We start from the raw sequence: 14,953 nt of genomic DNA on the forward strand, positions 1-14,953 counted from the left end.
GTCGCTGTCTCCTGTCCCGGGCGTCATCAGTGCTTGCCATGGCCGACGGCATGACGCAGCCGTTCCCATCGATCATCGCGAGTGGCATCGATTTCAATTTGATCGGTTTCCAGTCGGCAGTCACCGCGTGACAGCGATGAATCGCTTTTGAGCTGCCAGCCGGCATCACCCAGCAGGGTGCTCAACTGCTTCTGAACCATGACCAGATCATCGGGATGCACGCAGATGCGCGGCGTGCCGCCCAGGGTCGGGTGTTCCATCATCAGTTTCTCGATATCATCGAGAATATGTTCGGGCGCCAGCTCCAGCGACCGTCCGGCCAGCTGCCGGCCGGTTTCCAGCGCCAGCTCGACCAGCGCGTAGGCGATATCGTCCTTGAGCTTTCCAGCGGCCGTATCGAAGGCGTTGACCACGTCGGCCACCGGCGCGAGCGCCTCGTGCAGGCGCGACTCAAGCTCGAGCTGGTACTCCTGATGCGCCTGCTCGCGACCGGCTTCAAGCCCTGCGGCATAACCGGCGTCATGACCTTCGCGTCGGCCCTGTTCAAAGCCTTCCTGACGTGCCTTTTCAAAGGCCTCGCGACGGATATCGTCTTCTTCACGACGCTGAGGGATGTTGTGCTGTTCCAGCACCTCGGGGGAGGGCTGTCGCGCTTCACGTCGTTCCAGACGACCCATCTCCCAGCGCTGCCATGCGCCTTGATCGTTTGACCTAGACATAGGCGTCGTCGCCACCTCCCAGGGTCACTTCGCCGGCATCGGCCAGACGGCGTACCAGCTGCAGGATGTTTTTCTGTTCGGCTTCGACCTGCGACAGGCGAATCGGGCCGCGCATCTGCATGTCTTCGCGCAAAAGCTCTGCGGCGCGCGAGGACATGTTGGCAAGGAAGCGGTCGCGAATCTCTTCCGGCGCGCCCTTCAGCGCAATGACCAGCGAGTTGCTGTCGACGTCCTGCAGGATGCGCTTGATGCTGCGATCGTCGATATCGGCCAGGTTGTCGAAAACGAACATCTCGTCAAGGATCTGCTGGGCGAGCGAATCGTCATGATGGCGCACGCTGTCGATAACGCTTTCTTCCTGAGTGCTGTTCATCAGGTTGAGGATTTCGGCGGCGGTTCTCACGCCACCCATCTTGCTGCGCTTGAGGTTTTGACCATCCAGCAGCCCGCTGAGCACTTCGGTGAGTTCCTGAAGGGCGGCCGGCTGGACGCCGCTGAAGGTGGCAATACGCAGTACCACATCGTTACGCAGCGATTCATCAAAGCGTGCCAGCACTTCAGAGGCCTGATGACGCTCCAGGTGCACCATGATGGTGGCAATGATCTGCGGGTGCTCATCGCGGATCATTTCAGACACCACGCTGGGCTCCATCAGGTTCAGTGCATCGATGCCTGAATCGTTGCCGGATTCGAAGATGTCTTCCAGCAGGCTCGAGGCGCGCTCCTCGCCCAGCGCCTTGACCAGCACCGACCGGATATGGTCGCTGGATTGCAGGTTCAAACCGCCAAGCTCTTCGATTTCGGTATCAAACTGTCGCAGCACTTCCATCAGACGCTCGTTGGTCAGCTGGGTGAGCCCGGCCATGGCCAGACCCACCTTTTGCACTTCCCGCTGTGACAGATGCTTGAAGACTTCGGCGGCCGTATCGTCATCCAGTGCCATCATGAGAATGGCGCTGCGCTCGATGCCTTCTTCGTTGCCCTCAGTCTTTGCCATTGATCCAGCCTCTGATAATCATTGCGACCATTCTGGGGTCTTTCTGAGCCTGGTCGCGGACCGTGCTCAACAGGGTTTCATGTTCGATGCGCTGACGGCGTTTCTGCTTTTTGGCGATCTGTTCGGCAATGTCGGCCTCGGGCGCCTCTTCCTCGTCGTCATCTCCGGCGGTTGCCAGCAGCGTTCCCGTACCGTTGCTGCCTTCGGCGGTAGCACCTGTCGTGGTCAGTACGGTCTTTTGACGTTCTACCAGCGGCTTGAGCAGCTTGCGCCAGAGAATGAAGGCGACAATGGCAATCAGCAGGTAGCGTCCCAGCGTTTTGGCCAGAGAAATGATCTCGGGGTTTTCATACCAGGCCAGTTCCGGTGACTCAGGCGTTGCCTGCTGGCTAAAGGCGGCGTTGACCACTTCCAGCGAATCGCCGCGCGCCTCGGAAAAGCCCATTCCTTCACGCACCAGACGCTGGATCCGGTTCATTTCTTCCTCGGACAGGGCAACCATCTCGGTCTGTCCGTCTTCACCCGTGCGTTCGCGGTAGTTCACAACGACGGCTACCGATAGACGCTGTACCCGGCCGGTGTCTTCCTGTACGTGGCGAATGAGCCGGTTGATCTCATAGTTGGTCGTGCTGCTGCGCGTGGAAGAGCGCGGCGCGGCCGGGGCCTGCGTCGTGGTGGTCTCTTCCTCATCAGCATTCTGATCGTTGTTTTGCTGCGCGTTGTTCTGATTTTGTGCGGCGTTTTCGACAGGCGAGGGCACCGTAGGGGCCGGCTGATTGCTCAGCGCCCCGGGAACGCCACCGGCACCACCGCTGCCACTTTGTTCGCTTTCGCTGGACTGAATGCTGCGAACGCTGGCCTGCTCGGGATTCTGGTTGGGGTCATAGGTTTCCTGCGTATGTTCACCGACCGAAAAATCGATATTGGCGGTGACCTGAGCGCGCACATTGTTGTGACCCACAATGGTCGACAGCAGCGTTTCGATACGCTTTTTATAGCTTTCCTCGATCTGCCCGGTGTATTTGAGCTGTGAATCATTGAGGTTGCGGCTGCCCTCACTACCGGACTGCGACAGCAGATTGCCGCTTTGATCCACCACGGTGACCTGATTGACCGGCAGGTTGGACACGCTGGCGGAGACCAGATGCGTAATGGCGCTGACCTGGCCCTCACTGACGGCCCGATTGCGGTAAAGCGTCAAAATGACCGATGCCGAAGGCTGGCGGCGATCCCTGACAAAAACGGACTCCTGCGGCATGGCCAGATGCACGCGAGCCAACTGAACCGCTTCAATGGATTCGATCGAGCGTGCCAGCTCACCTTCCAGTGCGCGCTGATAGTTCACGTGCTCGGCAAACTGACTGATGCCAAACGACTGGCCATCCATCAGCTCAAAGCCGACACCGCCGCCCTTGGGCAGGCCTTCACTGGCCAGCGCCATGCGCGTCTGTTCGACTCGCTCGGCCGGAATGAGAATGGCCTGACCGCCTTCCGAGAAGCGGTAGGGCACCTGCATCTGATCCAGCCGGGCGATGATGACGCCACCATCGCTGTCGCTCAGATTGGAAAACAGCACGCGATAGTCGGGCGCACGTGCCCATAAAAAGAGCACGACCAGAATCGCGATGGCGGCAGCGCCGGCCACAATAAGGGGCAGACGCGGATTGGCCTTGAGGCGATCCATCAGTCCGGACAGCTTCTGATCGGTGCCTTGTGTTGCTTGAGCACTCATCACATCGCCTCAGTGTTATTGGGGTTACGCGGGTTCAGCTCGATGGGCATCGGCAGACTCTTTATGCGCTGGGCACCGGAAACGGTGGCGCCCTATACCGGGAGTGGCGTCATTATTACGGGAAGTAACCAGATTGAAGGATCGAATAGCCGTTGTTTTTTTCACTATTTAGAACAATCGACAGGAGCACTTTGACTTTAAGCTGCGCTGCATTCGGTGACAAAATTTACTTTTAGTTACTTTTACTCTCTCGGAGTTACCAACATGTCAGTGGCAGCAGCGGGCCTTCAGGCCCTGGTTCAGCAGATGCAGGGCGTGGCGCAGCAGGCTGGCGGTCAGCACAATGCTGCCCAGCAGGCGGGGGGAGTCAGTTTTGCCGGAGAACTCAAGGGCGCCATCGATCGAATCGATGGCCTGAAGCAGGCTTCCGAGGCCAAGGCCGTGGCGTTTTCACGCGGTGACAGCAATGTGGCGCTCAATGACGTCATGGTCGATATGCAAAAAGCCAGCGTTTCCATGGAAATGGGCGTTCAGGTTCGTAACCGTGTTCTCAGCGCCTATCGCGAAATCATGAGCATGCAGGTATAAGCCAGCCGGATACGAGTATCGAAGGGAGATCGACACTGCGTCCTCGCAGACTCTCCAGATTCATGAGGCGCTCGAAAGGGCGCTTCTTTTGTTATTGGCTTTTCCTGTACGGACCATCAATGATCGCCTCAGGCGACTGTCCACAAAAGTCTGGCTTGCTGCTGGCAAGCCGTCTGCCGATTTCCTCAATGGGTCTATTAAAAAGCCTTCATGTACCTTCGCGATTGACGGCCCATGGCATGATCCGGCCGCTATCGTCGTGAATATCAAACCTTCTATCGACGCAGGGGACGTCCAGAATCAGCCAGGGACCGGCCTTTTTGGATGCTTTCATGTCAGCATTCTGCTTGTCAGAGGAGACGATGAGCCGGCGACACGGACAGGGCTGCAATGGGTCGGCTCGAGGGATGGCGCTGGAGGATTTTTAACTGGGAAAGTGATGCTCATGATGGGTCTCCCTTGCCGGAGCTGTCGTCAAAAGCGCTCGATCGAGCGAAAAAATTGTGCCGAAACGCTTTTGTATGAAAATGTTCTGATACAGTAAGTCGCAAAAAAACATGAGTTCAAACATGACATTTCAGCGATTCAGGTCATTTATTGAACCATCAGGACAGGGGCGGCTCCGATCGGATGGACGAAAAAGCAGGTTTTTTTCCGGATCGATCGAGAATTAAATTCAATTGAAACAAAGGGTTGTCTGTTTAGTTGATATCGGGCTGAAGGCGGCGCATGCATTGGCCGTGACTCGTGACACCCTGTTGTCGATGGGCCCGGTCAGTGACCCGCGGGATCAGTTATAACCAGGTGTAATGCGCGCTGCGGCACACTTTCTTTAAGTTACTCGTTTTACCTTTTGCGTAGTCAAAGTTACTTACTGAAATATCAAATGACCTCGCAGGGGACGGCAATGGCGGAATTACACGTATTTCCAACCGCAAGTCAGCACGCCAAAGCAGAGATGCAGGGTTACGACGACACAGATCACAAAAAGCTTCTTCCTCAAAAACGCCAGGGCTGGCTGCGAATGATGCGAAGAAGCGTCACCCGCTGGATACCGGATCGCCTTTATATCGCGCACCGTTACCAGAAGCATTTTGGTGTCAGGCCCAACCTGGTCAATCCGGAAACATTCAACGAAAAAATCTGCTACCGGCGCCTGCGTCCCGAGCCCATTTTTTCACCGCTTAGCGACAAACTGCTGGTGCGTGATTACGTACGTCAGAAAATCGGCAACGATACCCTTTTGCCGCTGTATCCGATTTCGCAGCCCTTTACCCAGCATGATTACGACAGGCTGCCCAACAGTTTTGTGCTCAAGGCCAATCACGGTTCCGGCTACAATCTGGTCGTGCGCAACAAGGCCGATTACAGCTATGCGCTGATGCGTCGTCTCAGCGATCACTGGCTTGCCAGTAATTTCTATCGTGACAGCCGTGAGCTGCACTACCGAAGCATTACGCCGCGATTGATGTGTGAAAAGCTGCTGCTTGATGAAAACGGCAAGATTCCGAAAGACTACAAGTTTTACTGCTTTCGCGCCGAGGGGCAGGCGCCGAAGGTTTTCATCGAGGTCACACACGACCGTTTCACCGATTTTCACGTCGATTATTATGATCAGGACTGGAATCTCGTGGATGTCGTCGATGAGCGTTTCAACACCGGCCAGCCAATCGAGAAGCCGGCCCAGCTGGATCGTGCCATGGCACTGGCACTCAAGCTTTCCGAAGGCTTTGGCTTTGCACGCGTTGATTTCTACCTGATGCGCGATGCGATCTACTTTGGCGAAATCACCTTTACCCCGACCGGTGGCATGAAAAACTTCCGCTCGCCGGCACATGATCGTGCCTGGGGCGAGCTGTTTGATCATCGGGCGATGACGAAAGATTTTGGCTATGAAGATATGGAAGGCAATCGTTATTAAGCAAATGACGTCAGGCGAACCTGCAGGGCGTTGTAGACGCCATACAGGTTCGCACTAACGACAGACGCGATTGCGTCCTTCGCGCTTGGCACGGTAAAGCGCCTTGTCAGCCCGCCGGACCGTTTTGGTGAAGGGCTCCATCGGTCGATCGGCCTCGGCGATGCCGATGCTGATAGTGACATCAATGCATTGGCCGCATACCTGAAAGGGGTGGGCTTGCGTCAGCGCTCTTAGCCTTTCGGCAAGCGTTTCGGCAGCCTCGATGCCGGTTTGTGGCAGTACAATCAGAAACTCCTCTCCTCCCCAGCGCACCGCCAGATCGTTACGGCGTAAAGTGCCTTTCAAACACTCGGTGAAGGTTTTCAATACCACATCGCCGCTTTCATGCCCGAGCGTATCGTTGATTTTTTTAAAGTGATCCAGATCCCCGATCAGGATGCTCATCGGCTTGTTTCCAGCGCCAATAAAAGGGCGCTCATGAAGCATGCGCTGGATACCGCGCCGATTGAAAAGCCCGGTCAGAGGGTCCGTATCGGCCTGCTGTCTCAGCTTCAGATTGGCACGCTCACCGTTCATCGCGATATAGCCGACATACGCCAGAATGCTGGCCACCTGGTCAAGAATCATCGACAGATGCGCCGTGGCCGACGACGCCTGCGTCGGCGTGAGCTGGAGCAGACAAGCCGCGAGTAGAAAGCTGCCACAATAGCCGGTAAAGGCAAATGCCACGACCAGTTGCGACCAGAGCCTTTCACCTCTTGCCCGGACAATCTCGACTACCACCAGGCCTGCGCTCAGGGCAGCGCATGTGAAAAAGACAAACGTTGTAGTCCGTGTCGAAAGATTCAGCCAGGGCGCCAGAAGACACAGCATCGAGGGCAGCATGATCAATATCAAAAGCCCGGGCCAATGCAGGCTGTGCCCGTAGAAACGCCGTAACCCGCTCCATGACAGGACCAGACTTGCCATATAAAGAGCAAAGATCTGCATTTCCACCCAGCTGGGTAATTGCTGATCGGTGGGGTTGTTGAACAACACCAGCGTCCCTGTCAGGGAAGCAAGGACGGCGCCGATCCAGTGCCACAGATAGCGGGCCTCGCGCTGTCGCAGGGCCAGTACCATGAAAACGGCCAGATAGGCACCCCGACTGACGGCGCTCGAGAAGAGAAGCGTTTCAAGATCAAGCATGAAAGCGGATGACCCTCTCTCAATATGCCGGATGATGACCGACATCCCGATGTTTCGATCGTTTGCGACAGCGCTTTGGCGCTCCGGGCAAGTGTTGTTGCATCAGGCGACGGCTCATTTTTTCAGACGGCGACCGGTCGCCCCGTTGAGCGCTGCAGGTTGTGGCATCGATCGGGTAGACGCGAGACGAGAACCCGCGCCCGGGTCGTCATCAGCGGCGCTTGAATACGTGGCTGAAAGCGGAAAATTCAACACGTCATGGGCCATCCAGGTGTTCAAACGCGATATGGCATGCTCGGGCAACATCAGGAGAGTGCGTAATGATGCTGCTTGCTCATTGAAATAACGGCTCAGAGCGGCATTTCTTTAACAAGATGTAACATATGGACGGGTATGGATAGCCGATCGGGCCGGCATAGCGTCGCAGGCTGGCGGCATTAATGCATATCCGTACTACACGTTACGTTCAGCGCAGCAGTGCCAGCACGCTATCCAGACGCTGATTGGCCTGAGCCAGCACCGCCGTACCGGCCTGCTGCGTGATCTGAGCGCGACTCATATTGGCAGTCTCCACCGCATAGTCGGCATCCATGATTTGTGAGCGGGCTTCACTCAGCGCGCCGATGGTTTCGCCCTGCTGATCGATGATCGCGCTCATGCGGTTTTGCGTGGCGCCCAGCACGCTGCGTTTGTCATCGACCCGGGCAATGGCGCGGTCAAGTGCGGCCAGCGGGTCATCCGGGGTTCTAAGGCGAATTTCGGGATTGACCTCCGTCAGCTCGACGGTGCTCCGGGCGTTGGGCACATCGGTAGTGGCGCGCGTGCTCATACGGTAATAGATGATCAGATCGCCACTGCCGGTGCGTGTCTTGAGCAGTGTGCCCATCTCCTCGGTGTTGACCAGTGTCGCGGAGCGGTAGCCGGTGGTGTCATCATTGCCGCTGGCGGCGCGCAGGAAATATTGCCCGTTGTCATCCACGCGCAGAGCGTCTTCGATGCGTCGGCCATCCCGGTCGGTATAGCTGGCGGTCACGTTGCGCGGATCAAGCGTGATGGTGGAGGTACCGTCGACCGTATTGCGCTCGGTCGTAATGGCTCGTTCAGGCGAGATGATCGGTGTGTCCGTCGTGGCGGTGGCAATCACCTGCGGCCGGCTGGCGGCGACACTCTCCGGCGCGACAGCGTAATAGCGGCCACCCTGCTCAAGGTAGTATTGACCATCCTCGGACTGCGTGAGCGTCGCCTCCTGAAACGACCCCGTATTGCCGTTGGCATCAAGATACCGATGGCGGGCATCGTCAATTGACTGGCCATCGACTTCGGTCACAGGCTGCGTGGCCGGTGCTGAAGCCGGTTGCTCCGAGCCCGCCCTGACAATGTGGCCATCAGGTGTGCTCTCTACCGTGGCTGAATAAAAAGCACCGTCCGGGGCTGTCAGATAATAGTTATCGCCTGCCCGGCTCAGCGTCGCGCCATTAACGGTTTGCCCTGTGCTGTCGAAATAGTCGACATCCTCGTTATTAAACGACACCCCATCAATGGTGGCGGCAGGTGAGGGCGGCCATACCGCTTCGTTGTCGGCAATTCTTGCATCGATGGCGGCGGGGCTGGTGGTTACCCGAGCGGGGTAGTAGGTGGCTTCAGGGCCGCTGCCGCTTTTGATGGAGTGCTGCGATCCGGTTTTGACCAACTGGTTGTCGCCTTCAAGGGCACCGCCCTGGCGGTCGCGAAAAACGCTATCCACATCCTCGATCTGATACTCCTGATGACTGGTGACCGGCGCATAGAGCTGCTGGCCGATACCGATACGTACCCGGCTGGTATCCGTGTCAGTATCGTGAACGGCATCCACGCTGGCGGCAAAGTAGACGGTGTTGCCATCGCCATCCTGAGCGCGGGTATACCAGCTGGCCGGGTAGCCGGCCGTGTTGGTACTGGCCTGCATCAGCTGTGGGTTGCTGTAGCCGGCGGGCAGGGCAAAGTCCCCGGCATTGACAGCAATATCGCGTGCACGCCCCGTCACGATATTGATATCGGTCACTTCACCGCTGATGCCGGCGACGGTGAAATCGGTTAGCCCGAGTTCCTCCACGCTGAAGCCAGGGCGGTTGAGATCCACGCCCAGCGTTTCCCCGTCATTGGCACCCACCTGCACGTTGACTGTTCCCGCCGAGCCATCGAGCAGGTTAATGCCGTTGAACTGCGACTGCGTGTTGAGCCGATCAATTTCCTTCAGGTTAAGATTGATCTCCTGCTGGATGGCATCCTGATCGACCAGTTTGAGCGTGCCGTTGAGCCCCTGCACGGTGAGCTCGCGAATGCGTTGCAGATGATCGTTGACCTGGGAAAGCGCGCCTTCGGCGGTCAGCGACATCGAGGCGCCATCATTGGTATTGCGTCGCGCCTGCTCGGTGCCGCGTACCTGCGCCTCCATTCGATTGCCAATCGCCAGCCCCGCGGCATCGTCCTTCGCGGAATTAACGCGCAGGCCGCTTGATAACCGCTCGATCGCCTGATTGAGCGAGCGCTGGGTCTTGTCGAGCTGATTGTTGGCCAAACGAGACGGCGTGTAAGAAACCGTGATCATGCGGATCCCTGAAAGCGGCGTAACCGGATAACTGTCTTAACGGCCAAAGTATTGTGAGGTTTAGACAATAAAAAAATTGGCGAGGGTCGTGCTCAAGGTACGCTGCGGCCGAAGTGGATAAGGGGGCCAACAGAAGGGCATAAAAAAGGGCGCCCGAAGGCGCCCCTAATACGTTCGAATCTAATGCTTTCAACCAGTCTGCGATTAACGCAGCAGGGACATGACGCCCTGAGTGGTCTGGTTGGCCTGCGCCAGTACGGACGTACCGGCCTGCTGCAGGATCTGTGCCTTGGACATGTTGGAGACTTCGGTCGCGTAGTCGGCGTCCTTGATCTGGGACATGGCGGCAGACAGGTTGGTAGAGGTGGTAGCATTGCCTTCTACAGTGGACTGCAGACGGTTCTGCTGGGCACCCAAGGTGCTACGAGCAGAGTCGATATACTGCAGGGCACCATCAATAGTGGCCAGCGGGTCTTCTGTCGGATCATTGCCAGCAACTGTAAATCCGGTCATGCCAGCAGTAGGATCACCGGCAGCATCAGTACCCACCAATGAACCAAGGTTAACGTTGACCATATTCAACGTAATAGTCTGGTCGTCATTCGCGCCAACCTGAATATCAATTTCGTTGTTGGTGCCGTCCAGCAGGTTCTTGCCGTTGAACTGGGTCTGATCGGCGATACGCGTAATTTCACTCATGCGCTGACCGATTTCTTCCTGAATAGACGTCTTGTCGGTATCGGTCAGGGTGCCGTTCTGTGACTGTACAGTCAGCTCACGAATACGCTGCAGGTTGTCGGTGACCTGACCCAGTGCGCCTTCAGCGGTCTGTGCAGCAGAAATGCCATCGTTGGCGTTGCGGTTGGCCTGGTTCAGACCGGTGACTTGGGCGTTCATGCGGTTGGAGATGGCCAGACCCGCGGCATCGTCCTTGGCACTGTTGATGCGCGAACCGGAAGACAGCCGCTCGATGGCGGTGTTCAGGGACTGCTGGGACTTGTTCAGGTTGTTCTGGGCATTGAGCGACAGAGCATTTGTATTGATGACCATTGCCATGTGTGCGATTTCCTATTGCTTTCTAAAAGGAAGCGGCTCGTTCAAGCCTGTTTTTGCGGCATCTGCCGCCTGATGCAATTATCGGTACTGCGTGTTCGTTTCTTTAGCGACTAAAGAGAGTTTTTCTCTTTCCGATGAAGTGGTTACTGCCTGGGCCACTTGTCCCTGCACGCTGCATCAGCAGCTCATTGTGCTTGCAACTTCATTAACGGCCTGAGCAGGAATCGCTTTAGTTTTGAGGACAGAGTTTTGCTGATTTTGCTTGAAAAATGAGTTGGGCCAGGTAGTGGCCGAGCCATAAAGCGGTCCCGTTGTACAAAAGAAGAACGAGAGAAAAGAGAAAGGGTGCTGGTAAGCCAAAATGCTTTGAAACCCCGGTACACATCAGGCAACAAAAAAGGGCGCCCGAAGGCGCCCTCTGATACGTTCAAATCTAACGCTTTCAACCAGTCTGCGATTAACGCAGCAGGGACATGACGCCCTGAGTGGTCTGGTTGGCCTGCGCCAGTACGGAAGTACCGGCCTGCTGCAGGATCTGTGCCTTGGACATGTTGGAGACTTCGGTCGCGTAGTCGGCGTCCTTGATCTGGGACATGGCGGCAGACAGGTTGGTAGCGGTGGTGGCGTTACCCTCTACCGTGGACTGCAGGCGGTTCTGCTGGGCACCCAGGGTGCTACGTGCACTGTCAACCTTGGCAAGAGCCGCGTCGATAGTGGCGAGCGGATCAGTCGTCGGCGTGACAGCAGCACCGGTGCCATCTACCGTTGCAACGGTGAAGTTTTCGATGTTCAGGCCGTCAGCAGCTGTTGATACATTTACCATGCTCAGATCGATGGTTTGACCGTCGTTGGCGCCAACCTGGATCTTGAGCGTGTCATTGGTGCCGTCGAGCAGGGTTTTACCGTTGAACTGGGTCTGGTCGGAAACACGCTGAATTTCTTCCAGACGCTGACCAATTTCTTCCTGAATGGAAGACCTGTCGGTATCGGTCAGAGTGCCGTTCTGTGACTGTACGGTCAGTTCACGAATACGCTGCAGGTTGTCGGTGACCTGACCCAGAGCGCCTTCAGCGGTCTGTGCAGCAGAAATACCGTCGTTGGCGTTGCGGTTGGCCTGGTTCAGACCGGTCACCTGGGCGTTCATGCGGTTGGAGATGGCCAGACCGGCAGCATCATCCTTGGCGCTGTTGATGCGCGAACCGGAAGACAGACGCTCGATGGCGGTGTTCAGGGACTGCTGGGACTTGTTCAGGTTGTTCTGGGCATTGAGCGACAGAGCATTTGTGTTGATGACCATTGCCATGGGTGCGATTTCCTATTTTCTAAAAGGAAGCGACTCTGTGAGCCGGTTATTCGCGGCATCTGCCGCCTGATGCAATTATCGGTACTGCGTGATCGTTTCTTTAGCTGCTTCAGGAAAGTTTTTTCTCTTCCCGATGAAGTGGTTACTGCCTGGGCCACTCATCCCCGCACGCTGCATCAGCAGCTCATTGTGCTTGCAACTTCATTAACGGCCTGAGCGGGAATCGCTTTAGTTCCAGTGGCAGATTTCGCTGATTTTGTTCGAAAAATGAGTTGGGCCAGGCAATGGGCGAGTCATAAAGCGGTCCCGTTGTACAAAAGAAGAACGAGAGAAAAGAGAAAGGGTGCTGGTAAAAAATGCTCTGAAGCCCCGGTACCGGGCAAGGCAACAAAAAAGGGCGCCCGAAGGCGCCCCCTGATACGTTCAAATCTAGTGCTTTCAACTCGTCTGAGATTAACGCAGCAGGGACATGACGCCCTGAGTGGTCTGGTTGGCCTGCGCCAGTACGGAGGTGCCGGCCTGCTGCAGGATCTGTGCCTTGGACATGTTGGAGACTTCGGTCGCGTAGTCGGCGTCCTTGATCTGTGACATGGCGGCAGACAGGTTGGTAGAAGTGGTGGCATTACCTTCTACGGTTGATTGCAGACGGTTCTGCTGGGCACCCAGGGTGCTGCGAGCACTGTCAACCTTGGCAAGGGCTGCGTCGATAGTGGCCAGCGGATTAGTTGTCGGCGTGACATCAGTGCCATCAGCAGCTTTGGTTGCAACGGTGAAATCCTCAATGCCCAGACCACCATCAGCAGCGGCTGTTGACACGTTTACCATGGTCAGGTCGATGGTTTGACCGTCGTTAGCCCCAACCTGGATCTTGAGCGTGTCGTTGGTGCCGTCCAGCAGGGTTTTACCGTTAAACTGGGTCTGCTCGGAAACACGCTGAATTTCTTCCAGACGCTGACCGATTTCGTCCTGGATGGAAGACCGGTCGGTATCGGTCAGGGTGCCGTTCTGTGACTGTACGGTCAGCTCACGAATACGCTGCAGGTTATCAGTCACCTGACCCAGTGCGCCTTCAGCGGTCTGTGCAGCAGAAATACCGTCGTTGGCGTTGCGGTTGGCCTGGTTCAGGCCGGTGACCTGGGCGTTCATGCGGTTGGAGATGGCCAGACCGGCAGCATCATCCTTGGCGCTGTTGATGCGCGAACCGGAAGACAAACGCTCGATGGCGGTGTTCAGGGACTGCTGGGACTTGTTCAGGTTGTTCTGGGCATTGAGCGACAGAGCGTTTGTGTTGATGACCATTGCCATGTGTGCGATTTCCTATTTTCTAAAAGGAAGCGACTCTGTGAGCCGGTTATTCGCGGCATCTGCCGCCTGATACAATTATCGGTACTGCGTGTTCAATTCTTTAGCTACTTCGGGAAGGTCTTTTCTCTTTCCGGTGAAGTGGTTGCTGCCTCGGGCCACTTGTCCCTGCACACTGCCTGAGCAGTTTATTGTGCTTGCAAATTCATTAACGGCTTAAAGCAGCGATTGCTTTAGTGTTGAGGACAGGGTTTTGCTGATTTTGCTTAATTAAAAAGCAGGTCAGTCATGGCTCATGGTGTTGCTGGACAATAGCCGCGCTATAAAAAGGTCTGGATGCACAAAAGAAGGGAAGTGTGGCAGTAGGGGGAGTGTTGCCAATGCTGTAAAGCGGCTGTACTAGACAGGGCAGTAAAAAAGGGCGCCCGAAGGCGCCCCGATGCTTTCAACTTTGATGCCGTCAACCCGTCTGCGATTAACGCAGCAGGGACATGACACCCTGAGTGGTCTGGTTGGCCTGCGCCAGTACGGAGGTGCCGGCCTGCTGCAGGATCTGTGCCTTGGACATGTTGGAGACTTCGGTCGCGTAGTCGGCGTCCTTGATCTGTGACATGGCGGCAGACAGGTTGGTAGAAGTGGTGGCGTTGCCTTCTACCGTGGACTGCAGACGGTTCTGCTGGGCACCCAGGGTGCTGCGTGCGGAGTCAACATATTGAAGCGCAGCATCGATAGTCGCCAACGGGTTTTCTGTAGCCGGCGGTACTGTTGTGGCATTACCTTCGACAGTAAAACCAGCCATGCCAGTAGCACCGGCATCCGTTTTAAGAGCGCCAAGTCCTACGTCTACCATGGTCAGGTCAATGGTTTGACCATCATTGGCGCCAACCTGAATCTTGAGCGTATCGTTGGTGCCGTTCAACAGCTTCTTGCCGTTAAATTCGGTCTGAGTAGAGATGCGCGTAATTTCTTCAAGGCGCTGGCCGATTTCATCCTGAATGGAAGATTTGTCGGTATCGGTCAGGGTACCGTTCTGTGACTGTACGGTCAGCTCACGAATACGCTGCAGGTTGTCAGTCACCTGACCCAGCGCGCCTTCTGCCGTCTGTGCAGCAGAAATACCGTCATTGGCGTTGCGGTTGGCCTGGTTCAGACCGGTGACCTGGGCGTTCATGCGGTTGGAGATGGCCAAACCGGCAGCATCATCCTTGGCGCTGTTGATGCGCGACCCGGATGACAGACGCTCGATAGCGGTATTCAGGGACTGCTGTGACTTGTTCAGGTTGTTCTGGGCATTGAGCGACAGAGCATTTGTATTGATGACCATTGCCATGTGTGCGATTTCCTATTTCTTTCTAAAAGGAAGCGACTCTGTGAGCCGTGTTTCGCGGCATCTGCCGCCTGATGCAATTATCGGTACTGCGTGATCGTTTCTTTATACGCTTCAGGAAAGTTTTTTCTTTCTGTTGAAGCGGTTAACGTCTGGGCCACTTATCCCTGTATGCGGTGTTTACCGCTTTGTGTTTGCCCATTTATTAACGGCCTGAGCAGGAAGTGCTTTAG

At 56.2% G+C, this 14,953-nt stretch carries 11 protein-coding genes; 2 read left to right on the forward strand and 9 right to left on the reverse strand.

Annotation, left to right across the window (positions count from 1 at the left end; translation table 11 throughout):
• Positions 1–26: 26 nt before the first annotated feature.
• Genes ACS92L_RS04095 through fliF form a run of 3 tightly spaced genes read right to left on the reverse strand, consistent with a single transcriptional unit; the run spans position 27 to position 3,448 of the window.
• On the reverse strand, positions 27–719 hold the full coding sequence (locus ACS92L_RS04095; protein ID WP_438767250.1) for a flagellar assembly protein FliH: 693 nt from the start codon (positions 717–719) through the stop codon (positions 27–29).
• Positions 712–1,716, reverse strand: coding sequence for a flagellar motor switch protein FliG (fliG, locus tag ACS92L_RS04100; RefSeq protein ID WP_438767251.1), 1,005 nt, complete (start codon positions 1,714–1,716; stop codon positions 712–714). The genes ACS92L_RS04095 and fliG overlap by 8 nt, the downstream gene beginning before the upstream one ends.
• On the reverse strand, positions 1,703–3,448 hold the full coding sequence (gene fliF / locus ACS92L_RS04105) for a flagellar basal-body MS-ring/collar protein FliF (RefSeq protein WP_438767252.1): 1,746 nt from the start codon (positions 3,446–3,448) through the stop codon (positions 1,703–1,705). The genes fliG and fliF overlap by 14 nt, the downstream gene beginning before the upstream one ends.
• Before the next feature lie 264 nt (positions 3,449–3,712).
• Between fliF and fliE the strand changes: the two genes are divergently transcribed.
• Entirely contained in the window at positions 3,713–4,036 is a 324-nt protein-coding gene (gene fliE, locus ACS92L_RS04110) for a flagellar hook-basal body complex protein FliE (RefSeq protein WP_438767253.1), read from the forward strand.
• Between the two features lie 1,024 nt (positions 4,037–5,060).
• The gene (locus ACS92L_RS04115) at positions 5,061–5,957 is read left to right on the forward strand and encodes an ATP-grasp fold amidoligase family protein (protein WP_438767254.1); all 897 of its coding nucleotides are present in this window, start codon (positions 5,061–5,063) and stop codon (positions 5,955–5,957) included.
• A 54-nt stretch (positions 5,958–6,011) separates the two neighbouring features.
• Here the strand turns inward: ACS92L_RS04115 and ACS92L_RS04120 are convergent, their stop codons facing one another.
• From ACS92L_RS04120 to ACS92L_RS04145, 6 genes are all read right to left on the reverse strand, one after another.
• Positions 6,012–7,145: a GGDEF domain-containing protein gene (locus ACS92L_RS04120; RefSeq protein WP_438767255.1), complete on the reverse strand. Its 1,134-nt coding sequence runs from the start codon at positions 7,143–7,145 to the stop codon at positions 6,012–6,014.
• 466 nt (positions 7,146–7,611) lie between these two features.
• On the reverse strand, positions 7,612–9,732 hold the full coding sequence (locus tag ACS92L_RS04125) for a flagellin (RefSeq protein ID WP_438767256.1): 2,121 nt from the start codon (positions 9,730–9,732) through the stop codon (positions 7,612–7,614).
• 204 nt (positions 9,733–9,936) lie between these two features.
• Complete coding sequence (locus ACS92L_RS04130) at positions 9,937–10,788, reverse strand: flagellin (RefSeq protein WP_438767257.1); 852 nt, start codon at positions 10,786–10,788, stop codon at positions 9,937–9,939.
• A gap of 457 nt (positions 10,789–11,245) precedes the next feature.
• Positions 11,246–12,091 carry a flagellin gene (locus ACS92L_RS04135; protein WP_438767258.1) on the reverse strand — a complete coding sequence of 282 codons (846 nt, stop codon included), beginning with the start codon at positions 12,089–12,091 and terminating at the stop codon, positions 11,246–11,248.
• A gap of 453 nt (positions 12,092–12,544) precedes the next feature.
• Positions 12,545–13,396: a flagellin gene (locus ACS92L_RS04140; RefSeq protein WP_438767259.1), complete on the reverse strand. Its 852-nt coding sequence runs from the start codon at positions 13,394–13,396 to the stop codon at positions 12,545–12,547.
• A gap of 472 nt (positions 13,397–13,868) precedes the next feature.
• Complete coding sequence (locus ACS92L_RS04145) at positions 13,869–14,723, reverse strand: flagellin (protein ID WP_438767260.1); 855 nt, start codon at positions 14,721–14,723, stop codon at positions 13,869–13,871.
• Between the last annotated feature and the right edge of the window lie 230 nt (positions 14,724–14,953).

It is taken from the genome of Kushneria halocnemicola, from assembly GCF_965650455.1.
In the GTDB taxonomy this organism is placed as follows: Bacteria; Pseudomonadota; Gammaproteobacteria; order Pseudomonadales; family Halomonadaceae; genus Kushneria.

Excerpts from the sequence above, each read along its gene's own strand:
- ACS92L_RS04095 (WP_438767250.1), bottom strand. The coding sequence starts at position 719 with ATGTCTAGGTCAAACGATCAAGGCGCATGGCAGCGCTGGGAGATGGGT.
- fliG (WP_438767251.1), bottom strand. The coding sequence starts at position 1,716 with ATGGCAAAGACTGAGGGCAACGAAGAAGGCATCGAGCGCAGCGCCATT.
- fliF (WP_438767252.1), bottom strand. The coding sequence starts at position 3,448 with ATGAGTGCTCAAGCAACACAAGGCACCGATCAGAAGCTGTCCGGACTG.
- fliE (WP_438767253.1), top strand. The coding sequence starts at position 3,713 with ATGTCAGTGGCAGCAGCGGGCCTTCAGGCCCTGGTTCAGCAGATGCAG.
- ACS92L_RS04115 (WP_438767254.1), top strand. The coding sequence starts at position 5,061 with ATGATGCGAAGAAGCGTCACCCGCTGGATACCGGATCGCCTTTATATC.
- ACS92L_RS04120 (WP_438767255.1), bottom strand. The coding sequence starts at position 7,145 with ATGCTTGATCTTGAAACGCTTCTCTTCTCGAGCGCCGTCAGTCGGGGT.
- ACS92L_RS04125 (WP_438767256.1), bottom strand. The coding sequence starts at position 9,732 with ATGATCACGGTTTCTTACACGCCGTCTCGTTTGGCCAACAATCAGCTC.
- ACS92L_RS04130 (WP_438767257.1), bottom strand. The coding sequence starts at position 10,788 with ATGGCAATGGTCATCAATACAAATGCTCTGTCGCTCAATGCCCAGAAC.
- ACS92L_RS04135 (WP_438767258.1), bottom strand. The coding sequence starts at position 12,091 with ATGGCAATGGTCATCAACACAAATGCTCTGTCGCTCAATGCCCAGAAC.
- ACS92L_RS04140 (WP_438767259.1), bottom strand. The coding sequence starts at position 13,396 with ATGGCAATGGTCATCAACACAAACGCTCTGTCGCTCAATGCCCAGAAC.
- ACS92L_RS04145 (WP_438767260.1), bottom strand. The coding sequence starts at position 14,723 with ATGGCAATGGTCATCAATACAAATGCTCTGTCGCTCAATGCCCAGAAC.